Source organism: Pseudoduganella sp. jia 9, from assembly GCF_055502615.1.
The window spans coordinates 34,567-52,468 of sequence record NZ_JBUPWE010000002.1 but is presented as its reverse complement, the minus strand read 5'-3'; the positions used below and the strand labels follow the sequence as shown (position 1 = coordinate 52,468).

13 protein-coding genes and 1 pseudogene are annotated in these 17,902 nt (G+C 68.0%); 10 read left to right on the top strand and 4 right to left on the bottom strand.

What is annotated here, in order from left to right:
• Window positions 1–88: 88 nt before the first annotated feature.
• The 3 genes from ACY34H_RS02040 to ACY34H_RS02030 all read left to right on the top strand — a co-directional run bounded on the left by ACY34H_RS02040 (window position 89) and on the right by ACY34H_RS02030 (window position 1,721).
• Entirely contained in the window at window positions 89–433 is a 345-nt protein-coding gene (locus ACY34H_RS02040) for a hypothetical protein (RefSeq protein ID WP_130189302.1), read from the top strand.
• A 223-nt stretch (window positions 434–656) separates the two neighbouring features.
• A complete protein-coding gene (locus tag ACY34H_RS02035; protein ID WP_464975812.1) occupies window positions 657–1,451 on the top strand; it encodes a DNA/RNA non-specific endonuclease in 795 nt (264 codons plus the stop codon).
• A 15-nt stretch (window positions 1,452–1,466) separates the two neighbouring features.
• Window positions 1,467–1,721 (top strand): hypothetical protein, encoded by a 255-nt coding sequence (locus tag ACY34H_RS02030; protein ID WP_464975811.1) that lies wholly within the window; start codon window positions 1,467–1,469, stop codon window positions 1,719–1,721.
• Between the two features lie 47 nt (window positions 1,722–1,768).
• On the opposite strand, the gene ACY34H_RS02025 is transcribed toward ACY34H_RS02030, so the two are convergent.
• The 3 genes from ACY34H_RS02025 to ACY34H_RS02015 form a co-directional block, all read right to left on the bottom strand.
• Window positions 1,769–7,837 carry a DUF3320 domain-containing protein gene (locus ACY34H_RS02025; RefSeq protein ID WP_464975810.1) on the bottom strand — a complete coding sequence of 2,023 codons (6,069 nt, stop codon included), beginning with the start codon at window positions 7,835–7,837 and terminating at the stop codon, window positions 1,769–1,771.
• A 76-nt stretch (window positions 7,838–7,913) separates the two neighbouring features.
• A complete protein-coding gene (locus ACY34H_RS02020; RefSeq protein WP_464975809.1) occupies window positions 7,914–8,501 on the bottom strand; it encodes a hypothetical protein in 588 nt (195 codons plus the stop codon).
• 72 nt (window positions 8,502–8,573) lie between these two features.
• A complete protein-coding gene (locus tag ACY34H_RS02015) occupies window positions 8,574–9,155 on the bottom strand; it encodes a helix-turn-helix domain-containing protein (RefSeq protein ID WP_464976069.1) in 582 nt (193 codons plus the stop codon).
• A 208-nt stretch (window positions 9,156–9,363) separates the two neighbouring features.
• Here ACY34H_RS02015 and kbl point away from each other — a divergent pair, with 208 nt between their 5' ends.
• The 6 genes and pseudogenes from kbl to moaD all read left to right on the top strand — a co-directional run bounded on the left by kbl (window position 9,364) and on the right by moaD (window position 16,309).
• Complete coding sequence (kbl, locus tag ACY34H_RS02010; protein ID WP_464975808.1) at window positions 9,364–10,569, top strand: glycine C-acetyltransferase; 1,206 nt, start codon at window positions 9,364–9,366, stop codon at window positions 10,567–10,569.
• The gene (locus ACY34H_RS02005; RefSeq protein ID WP_464975807.1) at window positions 10,569–11,531 is read left to right on the top strand and encodes an NAD-dependent epimerase/dehydratase family protein; all 963 of its coding nucleotides are present in this window, start codon (window positions 10,569–10,571) and stop codon (window positions 11,529–11,531) included. The genes kbl and ACY34H_RS02005 overlap by 1 nt, the downstream gene beginning before the upstream one ends.
• 45 nt (window positions 11,532–11,576) lie before the next feature.
• Window positions 11,577–12,953 (top strand): L-serine ammonia-lyase, encoded by a 1,377-nt coding sequence (locus tag ACY34H_RS02000; protein ID WP_464975806.1) that lies wholly within the window; start codon window positions 11,577–11,579, stop codon window positions 12,951–12,953.
• Between the two features lie 273 nt (window positions 12,954–13,226).
• A pseudogene (gene thrC, locus ACY34H_RS01995) lies at window positions 13,227–14,708 on the top strand (threonine synthase); the annotation flags it as partial.
• A 121-nt stretch (window positions 14,709–14,829) separates the two neighbouring features.
• A complete protein-coding gene (locus tag ACY34H_RS01990; protein ID WP_464976068.1) occupies window positions 14,830–16,050 on the top strand; it encodes a molybdopterin molybdotransferase MoeA in 1,221 nt (406 codons plus the stop codon).
• A 1-nt stretch (window position 16,051) separates the two neighbouring features.
• Window positions 16,052–16,309 carry a molybdopterin converting factor subunit 1 gene (gene moaD, locus ACY34H_RS01985; protein WP_464975805.1) on the top strand — a complete coding sequence of 86 codons (258 nt, stop codon included), beginning with the start codon at window positions 16,052–16,054 and terminating at the stop codon, window positions 16,307–16,309.
• Between the two features lie 4 nt (window positions 16,310–16,313).
• Here moaD and ACY34H_RS01980 read toward each other — a convergent pair whose 3' ends face one another.
• Window positions 16,314–16,565: a hypothetical protein gene (locus tag ACY34H_RS01980; protein ID WP_464975804.1), complete on the bottom strand. Its 252-nt coding sequence runs from the start codon at window positions 16,563–16,565 to the stop codon at window positions 16,314–16,316.
• Window positions 16,566–16,636: 71 nt separating this feature from the next.
• On the opposite strand from ACY34H_RS01980, the gene ACY34H_RS01975 reads away from it, so the two are divergent.
• Window positions 16,637–17,896, top strand: coding sequence for a TIGR03862 family flavoprotein (locus ACY34H_RS01975; protein WP_464975803.1), 1,260 nt, complete (start codon window positions 16,637–16,639; stop codon window positions 17,894–17,896).
• Window positions 17,897–17,902: the final 6 nt, after the last annotated feature.

Sequence of the window (17,902 nt, the reverse complement as noted above, 5' to 3'; positions counted from 1 at the left end):
CGGGGCGCCACCCCGGTGCGCCGCGTTCGTGCGCCCGCACGCCGGCGGTTTCGCTACCATGGTGCCAATCATCGACAAGGAGGACATCATGCCGCGAGGTGCCAGCCCGAAACGGGAACACGAATACGAGAAACTCGAAAAGCAGTTCGAGAAGGAAGGCCGCTACAAGGGGCGCGAGGAAGAAGTGGCGGCGCGCATCGTCAACAAGCAGCGCAAGCAGTTCGGTGAAACCCAGGGTGCCAAGGCGAAGGATCGCGCCGGCGCATCGCCCGATCGCAGCGTGCCGATCGCCAACTACGAGCACCTGACGGTGCCGCAGGTAAAGGGCGCCCTGGCCGAGCTGACGGCCGCGCAGCGCCGCAAGGTGCGTACCTACGAAGTGAAGCACAAGAACCGCAAGGGCGTGCTGGAGGCGCTGGACAGGCTCCACTGAGATGCCGCGCCGGGCGGCCGGGTCGGGGCTGCCGCATTGAAGGGGCTGCATTTCAGCGATTGCATCGAAGCGGCGGCGTCGAAGTGGACGGGCGGGCCGTTGCCGGCCTTGCGCCGCTTCGTTGCCGTGACCATTGCCGAGACCATTTCTGCGGCGCTTGCTGCGTCGAATCGCGGTCCGTTAGAATGCCCGTCTCGCATTCTCCCTGATCGCTGTCGCTCCAATGCCCATCCGCCCGCTTTACGCCGCCGCCCTCGCGGCGGTGTTCCTGGTTTCACCGTTCGTTCCATCCCTTGTTTCGTCCGCCGCTGCCGCTGAAACCTGCCCCCAGCACTACCTTGAAGGCCAGGCGCCGCGCATCCTCAACGACAAGCTCGCGCGCGCCACGCGCCCGCTGTGCTACAAGGTGTTCGGCATCATGCATTCCGGCGTCACGCGCACGCCGCTGTGGTCGGCCGAACACCTGACGCCGCGCCGCATCGCCGCGGCCGAGGACATGTCGCGCGATAACGCCTTCCACGCCGAGAAGCGCCTGCCGAAGGCGCAGCGCGCCGAACTGGCCGATTACGCGCGCAGCGGTTTCGACCGCGGCCACATGGCGCCGAGCGGCAACATGCCGGACGAAACCAGCCAGTACCAGAGCTTCACGCTGGCCAATATGGTGCCCCAGGATGCCGACAACAACCGGCACGTGTGGGCCGGTATCGAGAGCGCCGTGCGCGCCATGGTCAAGAAGGAGGGCGACCTGTACGTGATCACCGGCCCGGCCTTCCTGGGCAGCGACCTGCGCAAGGTGGGCAATGTGCTGGTGCCGAGCCATCTCTACAAGGTGGTGTACAGCCCGCGCCAGCGTGCAGGCGGCGCCTGGTTCGTGGCCAACGAGGCCGAAGCGAAGCCGCAGACCATGACCATCGCCCAACTGGAAAGCAGGATCGGCATCGATCTGATACCGTCGCTGACGGCACGGCAGAAGGCCGTCATGCTGAAGCTGCCGAAGACGACGAAACGCAAAGGTTAAGAAAGGACCTCACAGATGAGCAAGAAATTCGCGCCCTACGCGAACGAATCCGACGTGCTGACGATCGGCGGCCTGGCGATCGAGAACCGGCTGGACCGGATCACGATCGATGGCGACCTGGACCTGACCATGGACAGGCAGGGCCTGGAGCATGCGCGGGCGCTGCACCAGTTGCTGGGCGCGATTGTCGACAAGCTGGAGGGCAACAAGGCATTGCCGGCAGCGCTGCCGCCGCCGGCCGTGAAGAAAGTCGCCAACCCGTTCGACTGAACGTGGAGCGCGTCCGGCCGCGTGCCGGGACGCGCTCCGGTCCTTGCTCAGTCCGCGCCCGTATCCAGCCTGGACACGACGCCGTCGACGACGGCCACCAGGCCCGCCAGCCGGCCATGCGCCAGTGCGCGGCCGATCCTGCCTTCCGCCTCGGCGCCGGTGCGCGCCATGCCCAGCAGCCGGCATACCGCGCGGGCCAGGCCCGCCTGCGTCGTGGCGCCTTGCTGGCCCAGCACGTACAGCGCGATATTGCCCAGCTCTTCCAGGCAGATTTCATCGATCGCCCGTTTCGCCTCGGGCTCCGCGCCCGGCAGCCGGTAGCCATCCCACGTGGCCGGGTCGAGGTGCTCCGGCCAGTAGAACACACCATCCTCGCCCGTCGTGCGCACCGCTGCCGGCAGCAGCGCCGCCAGGTGTTTTTCGATGCGCGCGCCGGTGCGCGCCAGGCCCCAGGCCCGGGTGATCCTGCGGAACAGCGCGGCCTGCGCCACCGGGCCTTCCTCGTGAACGATGCGGTGCAACTGGTGCCGCAGGTCGGCCGCGGCGGCCGGTTCGTAGAAACGTTCGGGATCGCCTTTCGGCAGCGTCACCGGTAAATACAGGGTGGATGATGCCGGCGCCTGCCCATGGACCGGTTCGGCCTGATTCTCGGCGTGATTCCCGGCCTGATTCCCGGCCTGATTCTCGGCCGCGTTCCGAGCCGCATCCTGGCCCACGTCCTGGCCCGCTTCCCGGGCCGGCCCTGACGGCGCGGCAGGCGCTGGCGTGACGGGCGTGGAGGGGGCGTCTGGCGCCGGCCGGTCCTGCTTCAGCAGCGCATCGAGCCGTGCCAGCAGGCCCTGGAGCGGCAGTTCCCGGTCCAGCCACCAGTCGATGGACCAGACCCGGGCCAGGTTCCAGCCCAGGTCTTCCAGCACATGCTGGCGCAGCCGGTCGCGGTCGCGCGCGGTGGCGGCGGAATGGTACGAGGGGCCGTCGCACTCGATGCCCAGCAGGTAGCGGTCCGGCGCGCGCGGGTCCACCACGCCGAGGTCGACCCGGTAGCCCGATACGCCGACCTGCGCGTGCACGGTCCAGCCCTGGGCGCGCAGCGCGGCGGCAACCTGTTGTTCGAAGCCGCCGTCCGCCACCGTACCCGCGCCGGTCTCGGTCCCGGCCGTGGCCCCGGTCGCGACGCCGGCCGGGCGCGTGGCCAGTGCGGCGGTGCCGCGGATCGCGAACTCGAGGTAATTGCGCAGGTCGCGTACGCCGGCGGCACGCACGCGCGCCAGGTCGATCTGCTCCGGCAGCAGCGTGCTGAAGATGACGACAGCCTGCCGCGCGCGGGAAATTGCCACGTTCAGCCGGCGCTGGCCGCCTTCCAGGTTCAGCGGACCGAAGTTCAGGCTGACCTTGCCCTGCGCGTCCGGCCCGTAGGTGACGGAGAACAGGATGATGTCGCGTTCGTCACCCTGCACGTTCTCCAGGTTCTTGATGAACAGCGCTTCCCCGGCCTGCTGGGCAATGGCCGCATCCAGCGCCGGGTTGGCGCGGCGCCGTGCTTCCAGCAGCCGCTCGATCAGGTGTTGCTGGGCGCCGTTGAACGTGACCACGCCCAGCGTGTGCCGGCCGCCCGCCGGGCCGAGGTAGTGCTGCTCGACGGCGGCCACGATGGCATCGGCTTCGGCCCGGTTGGTCTTGGTGGCGCCGCGGTCGTAGACGCCCGGCACGTGCTGGAAGCGCACGGCGGTGTCCGCGGTGAAGGGTGACGGGAACGTGACGAGTTCGTTGCCGTAATAGGCGGCGTTGCTGAACGCGATCAGGTTTTCGTGGCGGCTGCGGTAGTGCCAGTTCAACGTCAGTTGCGGCAGGCCGATGCCGAGGCATTCGTCCAGGATGCTTTCCAGGTCCTGCACTGCGGCGTCGCTGTCGCTGTCGTCGCCATCGTCGGCACGGCTGAAGAAGCTGGTCGGCGGCAACTGCTTCGGGTCGCCCACGCAGACCAGCTGCCGGCCACGGGCGATGGCGCCCACCGCGTCCCAGACGGGAATCTGCGACGCTTCGTCGAAAATCACGACGTCGAACGGCGCATGGCCGGCGTCGAGGTACTGCGCCACCGACAGCGGCGACATCAGCAGGCACGGCTTCAGTCGCGGCAGCAGGGTCGGCAGGCCGGCGATCAGCTGGCGGATCGGCATGTGGCGGCGCTGTTTCTGCAGCTCGCGGCGCAGGCGGCCCAGCTCGGAATCGGACCCGGCCGCCAGTGCCGCCGGGGCGGCGGCGGGAACGCGCGCCGCCAGCGCGGCAACCACGTATTGCTGGGTAAGCTGCTGGAAGCGGGCGTCGGCCTGGCGGAACTCGCGGATCTTGCGCTCGTGGTCGGCGCTGGAAAAACCGCACAGCACCGGTTCGCGGTCGATCGCCTTGCGCACCCACCAGTTGCGGTAGCTGTACTCGAAATACGCCGGCACCCGCTCCAGCGCGACCGACCCTGCTTCCAGCGCGGCGACGATGCCCTGCAGGCCGCCGTTCACGGCCCGGGCGCGCACGCCCTGCCACTGGCACCATGGCCGCAATTGCCGGGCGTGCTGCTGCCAGCCCTGCAGGATTGCCGCAATGCGCGCCAGCGCGCCGTCGGCCGCCGTGTCGAGGCCCAGGTTGTCGCCGCAGCCCCCTAGGTTCGACGTATTGCGCAACTGCGTGGAAAACTCGCGCCAGGCATCGCGATAGGCTGCCAGCCGGGCGCCGGCCGGCGCATCGGCGGCCAGCAGCGCGCGGTGTTCGGTGACATGGGGCAGCAGGCTGGCGCGCAGGGCGGTGACCACTGCGGGATCGCCGCCGGCCAGCCGGATCACGGCGTCGGCATAGTCCCTGGCCCAGCGTTCGGCGCGTGCCACCGCTTCCCAGTCGGTGCGGTGCCCGGCAAAGCCGGCCTGCAGCAGGGTGCCGGCATCCGCCGCCATGGCCGCGATGGCGGCATCCTTGTCGTTGATCCTGGCCAGGCTGTCGAGCAATGCCGGCATGTCGCCGTCGACCGGCTGCTGCCCATCGGTGCGGTAGGTTTGCAGGCGTTTGAGCAGGCTGCGCCGGGCAAACCAGCTTTTCGGCCACCACGCGCTCTGCGCCGCGGTCCATTCCTGGCGCAGGCCGGCAGCGGACAGTTGTGCGAAGGCGTCGGCATAGCAGCCTCCCAGCGTGTCCCAGGCGCGGTTGCGCGCCAGGCCATGCTCGCGCAGGACCGCCAGCCGTGCCCGTGCCGCTTCGTCATGCGCCGCGCCGGCAACGCCGGCCGGCATGCGCGGTGCCTGCAGCAGGGCATCGGCAAGCCGGTCGAGGGTGGCCAGGTCGGCCAGCGACAGGCCGTCGGGCGCTGCGTCCAGCAACGCCAGCACGGCGCCGGCGGCACTGTCCAGCGCCGTGCTGCGCGCGGCGAGCGCCGCGGCGCTGCTCTCCAGCTCCTGTTCCCATGACGGCGACCAGGCCGCCGTACCGATGCGGGCCAGCGCATGGCCCGCCAGGGTCGTCAGCTGGCTGGCCAGTGCGCCGATCTGGCGACTGGTCTCGCGCCACGCCTCGAGCTCGCTGCGGGTGTGCGCATCGGGATCGGGCCACGCGAACGGCGCCGGGCGCTCGCCGGCGTGCGCGATGCAGGTGCCGATGGCCTCGAACACCGTCAGGTCGTTCGGGTGCAGCCGGTGCAGCGCCACGGCGACGTCGTTCAGTTGCGCGCGCAACGCGGCCAGGCGTGCCGCTTCGATCTCCCATTCCTTGACGCTGCGGGTGCCGGCGGCGTCGAGCGCGATGCCGAGCTGGCGGATGACGTCGGCCTTCTTCGCCTTCGACGAGTGCAGCTCCAGGCTGAACGGCCCCAGGCCGATCGCCGCGAGGCGGCGCTGCACGACTTCCAGCGCGGCCATCTTTTCCGACACGAACAGCACCGACTTGCCGGTGGCCAGCAGGTGGGCGATCATGTTCGTGATGGTCTGGCTCTTGCCCGTTCCGGGCGGGCCTTCGATGACCAGGCTGGTGCCGCTGCCGGCCACGCAGATCGCGCGCAGTTGCGAGGAATCGGACAGCAGCGGCGCGAACAGTTGCTCGGGCCGGTGGCTGGCGTCGAGCGTGCGCGGCTCGAAACCCAGCCCGGCTGGCGCGAAGGCTTCGCCGGGATGCTCGATCAGCTGGGCGACGACCGGGTTTTCCTGCAGCTGCCGGTGGCGGTCCTGCAAGTCCTTCCACATCAGGTACTTGGTGAACGAGAAGATGCCAAGGTGGACCTGCTCGTGCACTTCCCAGCCTTTCAGCTCGCCCACATGCAGCCGGAACGACTGCAGGATGCCGGCCACGTCGATTCCCTTGTCGTCCGTGGGCAGCACGTCGAAGGCCGGCAGCTTCAGCTGGAAGTCCTGGGCCAGCTTCTGCATCAGCGTCGGGTTGACGAGCGCGTCGTCATCGTGCCGCAGCAGCCGGAAGCCGCTGCGCACGGACTGGCGCGTGAGCGTGACAGGGACGAGCAGGATCGGCGCCAGGTGCGACGCTTCCGCGTCCTGCTCTTCGCGCCACTCGAGCAAACCAAACACGAGGAACAGCGTGTTGGCGCCGCCTTCCTCGAGGCTGGTGCCGGCGGCGCGGTGGATGTCTAGCAGCCGACCGTCCAGTGCCTCTTCGGGAACGTCGGCGAGGATTTCGTTGCGGCCCAGCGCATCGGCCGCCAGCGCATCGAGCGGCGCGTGCCCGCTGCGCGCCGCGAACACGGACGCATCGCGCGGATCGCCGCCGCTCATCAGGGGTGGCGCCGCGCGCACGCGGAAATCCCGGCCGTCGGCCAGCGTGTCCTCGAGGGCCGCCGGGTCCGGGCAGATCACCCGCAGCGTCGTCTTCGAGGGCTTGAAGTTCAGCAGCCGGTTGCGCAGGGTGAGGTCGAGCAGGCGGCTCTTCCAGCGCGCCAGCCGGCCTTCCGGGCTGTCGGCGTCCTGTTCGGCGGCCGGCAGCAGCGCGGGGTCGAGCGGCGGCAGGGGCGGCATCGCTTCGATGGCGGGCGCATCCTGCTCGATCGGCGGTTCGGCCGCGCTGGCGGAGCAATGCGACGGCAGCGGGCGGATGTGCAGCTCGCGCGCCCGGCGGATGTCGACCGCGCACGCGAACGCGCCGTCGTCCGCCAGGTGATCTTCGCCGGCCACGCAGGCCAGGCGCAGCGGCTGCCGGCGGCCGTCCGCCACGCCGGTGGTCTCGAACACCATCAGTTCGCCGGAGCGCACGCGCTTGCGCACCGACTGCGCATCGTCCACCAGCGCGGTAGGGAAACAGGCATCGACCAGCCAGACGCCGACCCAGGCGTGGCCTTCCTTTAGCAGAACGACCGGGTGCAGGCCGGCCTGTTCCAGGCATGCGGCGAACAGCATGGCGAGGTCCAGGCAGGTGGCGATCCTGGTGTCGAGGATGCGTTCGGGCGTGCGGATCTTCTGGCCATCGGTGCCGAACGACGCCGGCGGACTGGAATAATGCAGATCCTGCGCCAGCACCGCGGCGTACAGCGCCGAGACCTGCTGCCACACTTTTTCCCGGTTGCGCGACTGGTAGCCGTTCATCGACGGATTGCCGGGCGCCGCGCGCAGCAGCGCCGCGCCGGCCGCAATCAGGTGGTCGACCACGCGCGAGTTCGGCATGCAGAACGCCGCCAGCAATTCCGGCAGCAGGCGCGTGCCGGCCCACTGGTCGTAGGCCAGGACTACCACGCCGTGGCTTGTCTCGAGCGGCGCATGGCCGTCGGCACTGGCGGCCAGCACCACGCTGGCGCGCTGGGCTTCGTCCAGGCCGGCCAGCCAGGCGTGGTCGGGCTGCAGGTCGACCGGCGCGATCGTGCGCGTCTCGCCCGCCGCCAGGCGTTCGAAACGCAGCTGCACGCCGGCGGCAAAAGCCGGCCGGCAAACGATCGACACCTCGACATTCGTCAGCGCGGCCGTGCCGGCATTGGTCAGCGTGATGCCGCGCACCACGGGCACGTCGTTCTGCATGGCAGCGTAGCCGGTGGCGGCATCGGCCGTGAACGCCACGGTCAGCGGCAGGGGCGGCAGGGGCAGCTGATCCGGCAGGTCGGACTGGACCGGCAGATCGGAAACGGCAGGGGAGTCTGGTGTCATTGGCTCGAGGAAGGCTGGCTATCCTGCCAATGTTATCAGGAAGGATGTCGGGCCGGAAAGGACGACCGTGCGGAGCTCAGCGCATGCGCGTGACGGCGGCGTCGCGCAGTGGCCGCCAGCCCAGCCGTGCCTCGACCAGGCGGCGGTAGCGGGTATCGATGTGCGGCGGAATACGGCGCAGGTAGAACTCGGCCGCGTCGCGGGTCGCCCCCTCGAGGCCCGACAGGAAGCCGAGTAATTCTTCGCCCGAGGGCATGCGCCCGCCGCTGCCCGCGAACTTCGGCGGCAGGGCCGTCCAGACGGCGGCATCGATGCCGCGGCCGCGCAGCCAGTCGGCGATTTCCTGCCGGACCGGCGCGTCGCCGGCGGCGGGGATGCTGCCGATGAATTCCGGATGGCCCGGCGCGATCTTTTCGCGCGCCGCCAGCATGGCGCGCGCCGCCTCGAGGTCAGGCGAGTCCAGGTAGGCCCAGAAAGTGTGCACCGGCGGCACGCCGGGGCACAGCACGAGCGCCAGCTCATCGCTGTCGTCGCTGTCGCGGGCGAATTCCAGCGGCAGCAGCGGGCCGCCCGGGTGCCAGCCGGATGCCAGTTTCAACGGGCCGGGTTTCCACAGCAGCGAACCCCAGGCAATGCAGACGATGTTCATCTTGGTAAATGTCATGGACAGGAGGGCATTGTAGGGGGCGCGGTGGAAATGCAGAGCACGTTAGCGCGCCTGCCGCCGGGCTCATGCTCAGCGGTGGATCACCACCAGCAGCGCCTTCGCTTCCGTCTTGCCGATATTGCGCAGCGCATGCTGCTGGTCCGCCGGATAGCGTGCGGTACCGCCCAGCTTGACCTTTTTCTTGTTTGCCCCCACCTCGATCTCGATGGCGCCGTGCAGCAGCGTGACGTGTTCGGTGGTGCCGGGATCGTGGGCCTGGGAGACCAGTTCGCCGCCCGGCGCCAGGGACAGTTCATACCATTCGTACTTTCCGGCAAGTTCCATCGGGCCGAGGATGCGCAGCACGTAGCCGGCATGGTTGCCGGGCAGTGTCGGCGTTTCGTGCGCATCGACGACGCGGATCGTGTCGACCGGGCGCTGTTCGTCGGCCAGCAGTTCGCCGATCGCCACGCCCAGCGCATTGGCCAGCCGCCACGTGATGGCGATCGTCGGATTGGCTTTTTCGCGCTCGATCTGCGACAGCATCGATTTCGACACGCCGGCGATGCGCGACAGGTCTTCCAGCGTCAGGCCGCGCGCCAGGCGCAGGCGCTGCAGGGCGGCGCCCACCTCGGGCGGGGCATTGGCGATGGGTGCGGCGGGGGATTTCATCATTGGTGGTTGCAAAGTTCAATAAGCTTATGTAGGATTCAGTATATCGAACGGAAGTTCAAGATAGTGAAAACCGGAGAAAATACAGGAATCAGGGCGAAGTTCGATACCCTGTTCTCCGCGATGCACGGTACAACAGGGTCAACATGCCGGTCAAGCAAAGGCCGCCAGCCCGCAAGCAGCGCGAACCCAACCCCGAAGGAGCACCATGAGCACACAAGCGAATTTCTACGCCGGCCTGCGGCACAACCTGGAGCAGTTGCGCGAACAGGGCCTGTACAAGCCCGAGCGCGTGCTGGCTTCGCGCCAGGGCGCGGAAGTAACGGGCGACGATGGAACGACGCTGATCAATATGTGCGCCAATAACTACCTGGGCCTGTCCGGCGAGGAATGGGTGGCCAGGGCATCGATCGACGCCACCGAGCAGTACGGCTACGGCCTGTCGTCGGTGCGCTTCATCTGCGGCACGCAGACGGTGCACAAGCAGCTCGAGCAGGCGATTTCCGCATTCCTCGGCACCGAGGACACGATCCTGTACGCGGCCGCGTTCGACGCCAACGGCGGCGTGTTCGAACCGCTGTTCGACGAGAACGACGCGATCATTTCGGACGCGCTGAACCATGCTTCCATCATCGACGGCATCCGCCTGTGCAAGGCGGCGCGCTTCCGCTATGCCCACAATGACATGGCCGACCTGGAAGCGCAGCTGCAGGCTGCCGCCGGCAAGCGCCACAAGATCATCGTGACCGACGGCGTGTTCTCGATGGATGGCACGATCGCGCAGCTGGACAGGATCGTCGCGCTGGCCGAACAGTATGGCGCGCTGGTGATGATCGACGAATGCCACGCCTCCGGCTTCATGGGCAAGACCGGCCGCGGCACGCACGAGCACCATGGCGTGGTGGGCAGGATCGACATCATCACCGGTACGCTGGGCAAGGCGCTGGGCGGCGCGATGGGCGGCTTTACCAGCGGCCGCAAGGAAGTCATCGACACGCTACGGCAGAAATCGCGCCCCTACCTGTTCTCGAACACGCTGGCGCCGTCGATCGCCGGTGCTTCGCTGGCCGTGCTGAAGAAGCTGTCGGAATCGACCGAGCTGCGCGACAGGCTGCACGAAAACACCGCGTATTTCCGCCGCGAGATCGAGCGTCTCGGCTTCACCATCAAGCCAGGAACCCACCCGGTCGTGCCGGTGATGCTGTTCGAGGCACCGGTGGCGCAGAAGTTCGCGGCGCGCATGTATGAACTGGGCGTGCTGCTGTCCGGCTTCTTCTATCCGGTGGTGCCGATGGGCCAGGCGCGCGTGCGCGTGCAGCTCTCCGCCGCGCACACCCGGGAGCAGCTGGACAAGGTACTGGCCGCGTTCGCGCAGGCCGGCAAGGAACTCGGCATTCTCAAGGAACAACAATAATGGAACGTATTCTCGTCATCGGCGCCAACGGCCAGATCGGCAGCGAACTGGTGGAAGCCCTGTCGGCCAGGTACGGCGCGGACAATGTCTTCGCCACCGACATTTCGCCGAAGAACCTGTACGGCGCCGCCCAATACCAGGTATTGAACGTGCTGGACGACGAAGCGCTGGCGCAGCTGGTTTCGTCGCAGGACATCACGCAGGTCTACCAGCTGGCCGCGATGCTGTCGGCCACCGGCGAAGCGGCGCCGCTGAAGGCCTGGAAGCTGAACATGGATGGCTTGCTGAACATCCTCGAGGTGGCCCGCGAGCGCGGCGAAGCCGGCAAGCCGTTGAAGGTGTTCTGGCCTTCGTCGATCGCCGCGTTCGGCCCGAACACGCCGCAGGATGCCACGCCGCAGATGGCGGTGATGGACCCCACGTCGATCTACGGCATCAGCAAGCTGGCCGGCGAACGGCTGTGCGAGTACTACCACCTGAAATATGGCGTGGACGTGCGCAGCATCCGCTACCCCGGCATCATCAGCTACAAGTCGCCGCCGGGTGGCGGCACCACCGACTACGCGATCGCGATCTTCCATGCGGCGCTGCGGGGCGAACGCTACGAATGCTTCCTCGGCCCGCAAACCACGCTGCCGATGATCTACATGTCCGATGCGATCCGCGCCACGCTCGAACTGATGGAGGCGCCGGCGGAAAAGGTCAGGATTCGGTCCTCGTACAACGTGGCGGGCGTGTCGTTCTCGCCGGAAGAGCTGGCCGCCGCCATCAAGGCGCGCGTGCCGCGCTTCGCGATCGAGTACAAGCCGGACAGCCGCCAGGGCATCGCCGACACATGGCCGAAAAGCCTGGACGACGGCGCGGCGCGCGCCGACTGGGGCTGGCAGGCCCGCATCGGCGTGGAGGACATCGTGCGCGACATGCTGGCCAACGTCGATGCCAAAGTCAGCCAGGCCGCGTGAGACGCGACACGCCATCTTCATTACTACAATATTCGAGAGACAAAGATGGACATGAGCGTATTCGATCTGTTCAAGATCGGCATCGGCCCCTCCAGTTCCCACACGGTGGGGCCGATGGTGGCGGCGCGCCGCTTCCTGCTGGACCACGGGCCGCTCGATGACGCGACCGGCGTGACGGCCGAGCTGTATGGCTCGCTGGCGCTGACCGGCGTGGGTCACGCGACCGACAAGGCGGTGATCCTTGGCCTGATGGGCGAAACGCCGCAGGACGTCGATCCCGGCCGGGTCGATGCGCTGCTGGCGGAGGCGCAGCTGCGCGGAGAACTGAAGCTGTTGGGCGCGAAAGCAGTGCCATTCGTGCGCGCGCGGCACCTGGTCTTCCACAAGACCGAGAACCTGCCCGAGCATCCGAACGGCATGCGTTTCACGCTGCACCGCGCGGGCGGCGACGCCAGCCGGGTTTACTACTCCATCGGCGGCGGCTTCATCCGCGCCGAAGGCGAGGGCGCTGCGCCGGATGGCGCGCCGGCGGCGCCGGTGCCGTATCCGTTCGACACGATGGCCGACCTGCTGGCGCACGGTGCCCGCAGCGGCCTGTCGATCCCGCGCATGCTGCGCGCGAACGAACTGGCGCGCATGCCGGCCGAACGGCTCGACGCGGGGCTCGACCGGATCTGGCGGGTCATGCGTTCCTGCATCGCGCACGGGCTGGAAACCTCGGGCCAGCTGCCGGGCGGCCTGAACGTGAAACGCCGCGCCGCCAAGCTGTGGCAGCAGGCGCAGGGCGCGGACCGCGCCAACGAACTGCCGCACGATGCGCTCAATGGCGTGTCGCTGTATGCGATGGCCGTGAACGAGGAAAATGCCGCGGGCGGTCGCGTGGTGACGGCGCCGACCAATGGCGCGGCCGGCATCATTCCCGCGGTGCTGAAATACTATGCCGAGGATTGCAAGCCGCTCGATCCGGTGAATGGGGTACGCGACTTCCTGCTGAGTGCCGCTGCGATCGGCATGCTGTGCAAGCGCAATGCGTCGATCTCGGGCGCGGAGATCGGCTGCCAGGGCGAAGTCGGCGTGGCCTGCGCGATGGCCGCCGCGGGCCTGGTTGCCGCCCTGGGCGGTTCGAACGCGCAGATCGAGAACGCCGCGGAAATCGGCATCGAGCACCACCTGGGCATGACCTGCGATCCGATCGGCGGGCTGGTGCAGATTCCCTGCATCGAGCGCAACGGCATGGGCGCCGTGAAGGCCATCACCGCCGCTTCGCTGGCGCTGAAGGGCGACGGTACGCACTTCGTCAGCCTCGACGAGGTGATCGAGACGATGCGCCAGACCGGCGCCGACATGGGCGCGAAGTACAAGGAAACCTCGCTGGGCGGACTGGCCGTGCACGTGGTGACGGTGAATCACGCGGCTTGCTAGCTGGCGGTGGATCAGCCGGCGCCGCAGGGGTCTGTCCCCGCCAGTCGTTGTCATCGAGCGCCAGCCACAGGCCTGGCACCAGGGGACTGACCCCGGTGTTCACCCACACAATCGGAATGCTGGCAACAATCAGGGACTGAACCTAAGGCCCTGCGACCCCGAACCTCGGCCAAATGCAACATAAAATTCGAAAAGCTGGCAAATTTCGCAAAGAAACTGCGGCCGCACTATAATAGTTATCCCTCTTCTGTGCACAACCGGATCTCCTGAATCATGCAATATGTGTCCACCCGCGCCGACGTGTCGGCCGCCGCAGCGTCTTCCCAGCAAACTTCCGCGAACCCTTCCGCTCAATTCAGCGACATCCTGCTGGGCGGCCTGGCCCCTGACGGCGGCCTGTACCTGCCGGGCGAGTACCCGCAGGTGACCGGTGCCGAACTCGATGCGTGGCGCAAGCTGCCGTATGCCGATCTCGCGTTTGCGATCCTGTCCAAGTTCGCGACCGACATTCCGGAAGCCGACCTGAAGGCACTGGCGCACAAGACCTACACGGCCGATGTGTACCGCAACGCCCGCGAGGGCGAGAACGCGGCCGACATCACGCCGCTGCGCGTGCTGGAAGAAAACGGCGGCAAGAAGCTGTTGCTGCAGGCGCTGTCGAACGGCCCCACGCTGGCCTTCAAGGACATGGCCATGCAACTGCTCGGCAACCTGTTCGAATATGCGCTGGCGAAGCAGGATGCGCAGCTGAACATCTTCGGCGCCACGTCGGGCGATACCGGCAGCGCGGCCGAATACGCGATGCGCGGCAAGCGTGGCATCCGCGTGTTCATGCTGTCGCCGCACAAGAAGATGAGCGCGTTCCAGACCGCGCAGATGTTCAGCCTGCAGGACCCGAACATCCTGAACATCGCCGTCGAAGGCGTGTTCGACGATTGCCAGGACATGGTGAAGGCCGTATCGAACGACCTTGAATTCAAGGCCCGCTACAAGATCGGCACCGTCAACTCGATCAACTGGGCACGCGTGGTCGCGCAGGTGGTGTACTACTTCCGCGGCTACCTGGCGGCGACCACGTCGAACGACCAGAAAGTGTCGTTCACGGTACCGTCGGGGAACTTCGGCAATATCTGCGCTGGCCATATCGCCCGCATGATGGGCCTGCCGATCGACAAGCTGGTGGTGGCTACCAACGAGAACGACGTGCTCGACGAATTCTTCCGCACCGGGATCTACCGCGTGCGCAAGTCGGCCGAGACGTACCACACCAGCAGCCCGTCGATGGACATCAGCAAGGCCTCGAACTTCGAACGCTTCATCTACGACCTGGTGGGCCGCGATCCGGCGCGCGTCAAGGCGCTGTTCACGAAGGTGGAAAGCGACGGCGGCTTCGACCTTTCCGGCGGTCCTGGCAGTGATGGCGACGAGTTCGCCAAGGTGGCGCAATACGGCTTCAAGTCCGGCAAGTCGACCCATGCCGACCGCCTGCAGACGATCCGTGACGTGGCCGACGACTACGGCATCGTCATCGATACGCATACCGCCGACGGCATCAAGGTGGCCAAGGAAAACCTGGAAGAGGGCGTGCCGATGATCGTGCTGGAAACCGCGCTGGCGGCAAAATTCAACGAAACGATCCTGGAAGCGCTGGGCGAGGATGCCGAGCGCCCGGCCGGCTTCGAGGATATCGAATCGCTGCCGCAGAAGTACACGGTGATGCCGCCGGACGTCGACAAGATGAAGGCGTATATTGCAGCTAACGTCAGTGCAGCTAACGTCAGTGCAGCTAACGCCGGTGCTGCCAACGCCGGTGCGGCCAACGCCGGTGCTGCCAACGCTGGCGCGGCGCTGTGACATGACGGGCGCGCGCAAGCCGATGCTGTCGCGGCGGGAAGCGCTGGACTTCCTGCTGGCGGCGTGCCGTCCCCTGGCCGAGGTTGAAACGGTGCCCACGCTCGAGGCCAACGGCCGCGTGCTGGGTGCCGACTGCGTGTCCGGTCTCGACGTTCCGGCGCGGGACAACACGCAGATGGACGGCTACGCGGTGCGTGCCGCCGATTTCGCCAGTAGCGCCGAAACGCCGGAGCCGACTTTGGCGCGCGTTTTTCGTATTTCGCAGCGCATTCCCGCCGGCCATGTCGGCGAACCGCTGCAAGCCGGCACTGCCGCCCGCATCTTTACCGGCGCATTCATCCCGGAAGGGGCCGATGCGGTGGTGATGCAGGAGCAGTGCGAGGCGCATGGCGATACCGTGACGATCCGCCACGCGCCGCGTGCCGGCGAATGGGTGCGGCGCGCCGGCGAGGATATCCGCAGCGGCAACGTCATCCTGCCGGCCGGCACCCGCTTGCGCAGCCAGGAGCTGGGCCTGGCCGCCTCGATCGGGCTGGCCAGCCTGCCGCTGCTGCGTCGAGCGCGCGTTGCGGTGTTCTTCACCGGCGACGAGCTGACGATGCCCGGCGAGCCCCTGGCACCGGGCGGCATCTACAATTCGAACCGTTTTACCCTGCGCGCGCTGCTGGAGAACCTGGGCTGCGACGTGACCGACTTCGGCATCGTGCCGGACAGCCTGGACGCCACCCGCGCCGTGTTGCGGCAGGCCGCCGCTTGCAGCGACCTGATCATCACTTCCGGCGGCGTGTCGGTCGGCGAGGAAGATCACGTCAAGCCGGCCGTGGAGGCGGAAGGCAAGCTGGCCATGTGGCAGATCGCCATCAAGCCGGGCAAGCCGCTGGCGTTCGGCGAGGTGGGCAACGCCTTCTTCATCGGGTTGCCGGGCAATCCGGTGTCGAGCTTCGTAACGTTCCTGCTGTTCGTGCGGCCGTTCCTGCTCAAGCTGCAGGGTGCCCGCGACGCGGCGCGCGAGCCGCTGGCGTTCCCGCTGCGCGCGGACTTCGACTGGAAGGGCGACCGCCGCAACGAGTTCCTGCGCGCCCGCATCAATGCGCAGGGGGGGCTCGATCTGTTCCCCAACCAGGGCTCGGGCGTGCTGACGTCGACCGTGTGGGGCGATGGCGTGATCGACAATCCGCCGGACCGGCCGATCGCCGCGGGCGACACCGTGCGTTTCATCCCGTTTACCGAACTGCTGTACTGATATGCGAATCAACCTGAAGTTTTTTGCCAGCGTGCGTGAAGCGCTGGGCACCGGCGGCGAGAGCATCGACGTGCCCGCCGGCGTGACCACCGTCGGCGCGCTGCGCGACCTGCTGGTGGCCCGCGGCGATGCCTGGGCCGAGGCGCTGGGCCACGGCCGTGCGCTGCGCATGGCCTGCAACCAGCGAATGTGCGACGCCGCCGAAACGCTGAGCGACAACGCCGAAGTGGCGTTCTTTCCGCCCGTGACGGGCGGCTGAACCCTTACTTTTTCTTCTGGCGCGGGGGCGCGGTGGGCTTCGGCATCACCGCGTCGCATGCCGCGCAGGCAAGCGCCTTGCGGTAGCGATTCCATGCCGCGCCGGTAAAGATCGCGGCGGCCACGGCGGCCCAGATGGCGGCACTGGCGATATCCGCCGGCGCGGTGGTTCCCTTCGCCCATTCCACCGCCGCCAGGATGGCGAACAGCGGCACGGCGGCGAGCAGGTAGCGTTTGATCCAGAAGAGCGGGCCCATGGTGTCTCCAGCGATAGATTTCCGCCAGTATGCCGGGGCCGGGCGCGTTTTGCACTACAATCTCGCTCCTCATGATGACCCCAGCACTCCCTGAAAACTCCCGGCCGCGCGTGGCCATCGTCGGCGGCGGGCCGGCCGGCCTGATGGCCGCCGAAACGCTGTCGCGCGCCGGCATGTTCGACATCGACCTGTACGATGCGATGCCGTCCGTCGGCCGCAAGTTCCTGCTGGCCGGCCGCGGCGGCATGAACATCACCCACGCCGAAGCGTACGAGCAGTTCGTGACGCGTTACGGCGCCCGCGCCGCCGCGCTGCGGCCGATGCTCGATGCGTTCGGTCCCGGCGCGGTGCGCGACTGGGTACACGGCCTGGGCATCGAAACGTTCGTCGGCACTTCCGGCCGGGTATTCCCGACCGAAATGAAGGCCGCGCCCTTGCTGCGCGCCTGGCTGCACCGCCTGCGCGAAGCGGGCGTGCAGTTCCACCAGCGCCATCGCTGGATGGGCTGGTCGGACGATGCGCTGCGCTTCGCGACACCGGCCGGCGAACTGCTGGTGCAGGCCGATGCCACGGTGCTGGCGCTGGGCGGTGCAAGCTGGGCGCGGCTGGGGTCCGACGGCGCCTGGCTGCCGCTGCTGGCGGAACGCGGCATTGCCGTCGCCCCGCTGCGGCCATCCAATTGCGGCTTCGACGTGGACTGGAGCCCGCTGTTCGCGGAACGCCATGCCGGCCAGCCGCTCACCACCGTCGCGGCAAGCTGGACCGACGGCAACGGCCAGCGGGTGCGCAAGCAGGGGCAGTTCGTGGTGACGGCAAGCGGTGTCGAGGGCAGCCTGATCTATGCGCTGTCGGCGCCCGTCCGCGACCGGATCGCCGCGCATGGCAGCGCCGTCGTCGAACTGGACCTGCTGCCCGACTTGCCGGCCGACCGCGTGCTGGCCGAGGTGACGCGGCCGCGCGGTTCGCGTTCGATGTCCAGCCACCTGCAGGGACGGCTCGGCATCAAGGGCGTGAAGTCGGGGCTGCTGCACGAATGCCTGGCGAGGGAGCAGTTCGCCGATCCCGCCATGCTGGCCCGTGCCCTGAAAGCCTTGCCGCTGACGCTACGGGCGCCGCGGCCGATCGACGAAGCCATCAGCAGCGCCGGCGGCGTGGCGTTCGAGGCGCTGGAGGGCAGCATGCTGCGCGCGCTGCCGGGGGTGTTCGTGGCCGGCGAAATGGTCGACTGGGAGGCGCCGACCGGGGGGTATCTGCTGACGGCTTGCCTGGCGGGTGGGGTGGCGGTGGGTAAAGATGTGGCCGAATGGCTCCAGCGGCAAGTGGCACGTTGAGGCCAT

Coding starts and splice junctions, on each gene's coding strand:
- ACY34H_RS02030 (WP_464975811.1), top strand. CDS start 1,467: ATGAGCAAGAAATTCGCGCCCTACGCGAACGAATCCGACGTGCTGACG.
- ACY34H_RS02020 (WP_464975809.1), bottom strand. CDS start 8,501: ATGACATTTACCAAGATGAACATCGTCTGCATTGCCTGGGGTTCGCTG.
- ACY34H_RS02035 (WP_464975812.1), top strand. CDS start 657: ATGCCCATCCGCCCGCTTTACGCCGCCGCCCTCGCGGCGGTGTTCCTG.
- ACY34H_RS02000 (WP_464975806.1), top strand. CDS start 11,577: ATGGACATGAGCGTATTCGATCTGTTCAAGATCGGCATCGGCCCCTCC.
- ACY34H_RS01990 (WP_464976068.1), top strand. CDS start 14,830: ATGCTGTCGCGGCGGGAAGCGCTGGACTTCCTGCTGGCGGCGTGCCGT.
- ACY34H_RS01980 (WP_464975804.1), bottom strand. CDS start 16,565: ATGGGCCCGCTCTTCTGGATCAAACGCTACCTGCTCGCCGCCGTGCCG.
- ACY34H_RS02040 (WP_130189302.1), top strand. CDS start 89: ATGCCGCGAGGTGCCAGCCCGAAACGGGAACACGAATACGAGAAACTC.
- ACY34H_RS02015 (WP_464976069.1), bottom strand. CDS start 9,155: ATGAAATCCCCCGCCGCACCCATCGCCAATGCCCCGCCCGAGGTGGGC.
- moaD (WP_464975805.1), top strand. CDS start 16,052: ATGCGAATCAACCTGAAGTTTTTTGCCAGCGTGCGTGAAGCGCTGGGC.
- ACY34H_RS01975 (WP_464975803.1), top strand. CDS start 16,637: ATGATGACCCCAGCACTCCCTGAAAACTCCCGGCCGCGCGTGGCCATC.
- kbl (WP_464975808.1), top strand. CDS start 9,364: ATGAGCACACAAGCGAATTTCTACGCCGGCCTGCGGCACAACCTGGAG.
- ACY34H_RS02005 (WP_464975807.1), top strand. CDS start 10,569: ATGGAACGTATTCTCGTCATCGGCGCCAACGGCCAGATCGGCAGCGAA.
- ACY34H_RS02025 (WP_464975810.1), bottom strand. CDS start 7,837: ATGACACCAGACTCCCCTGCCGTTTCCGATCTGCCGGTCCAGTCCGAC.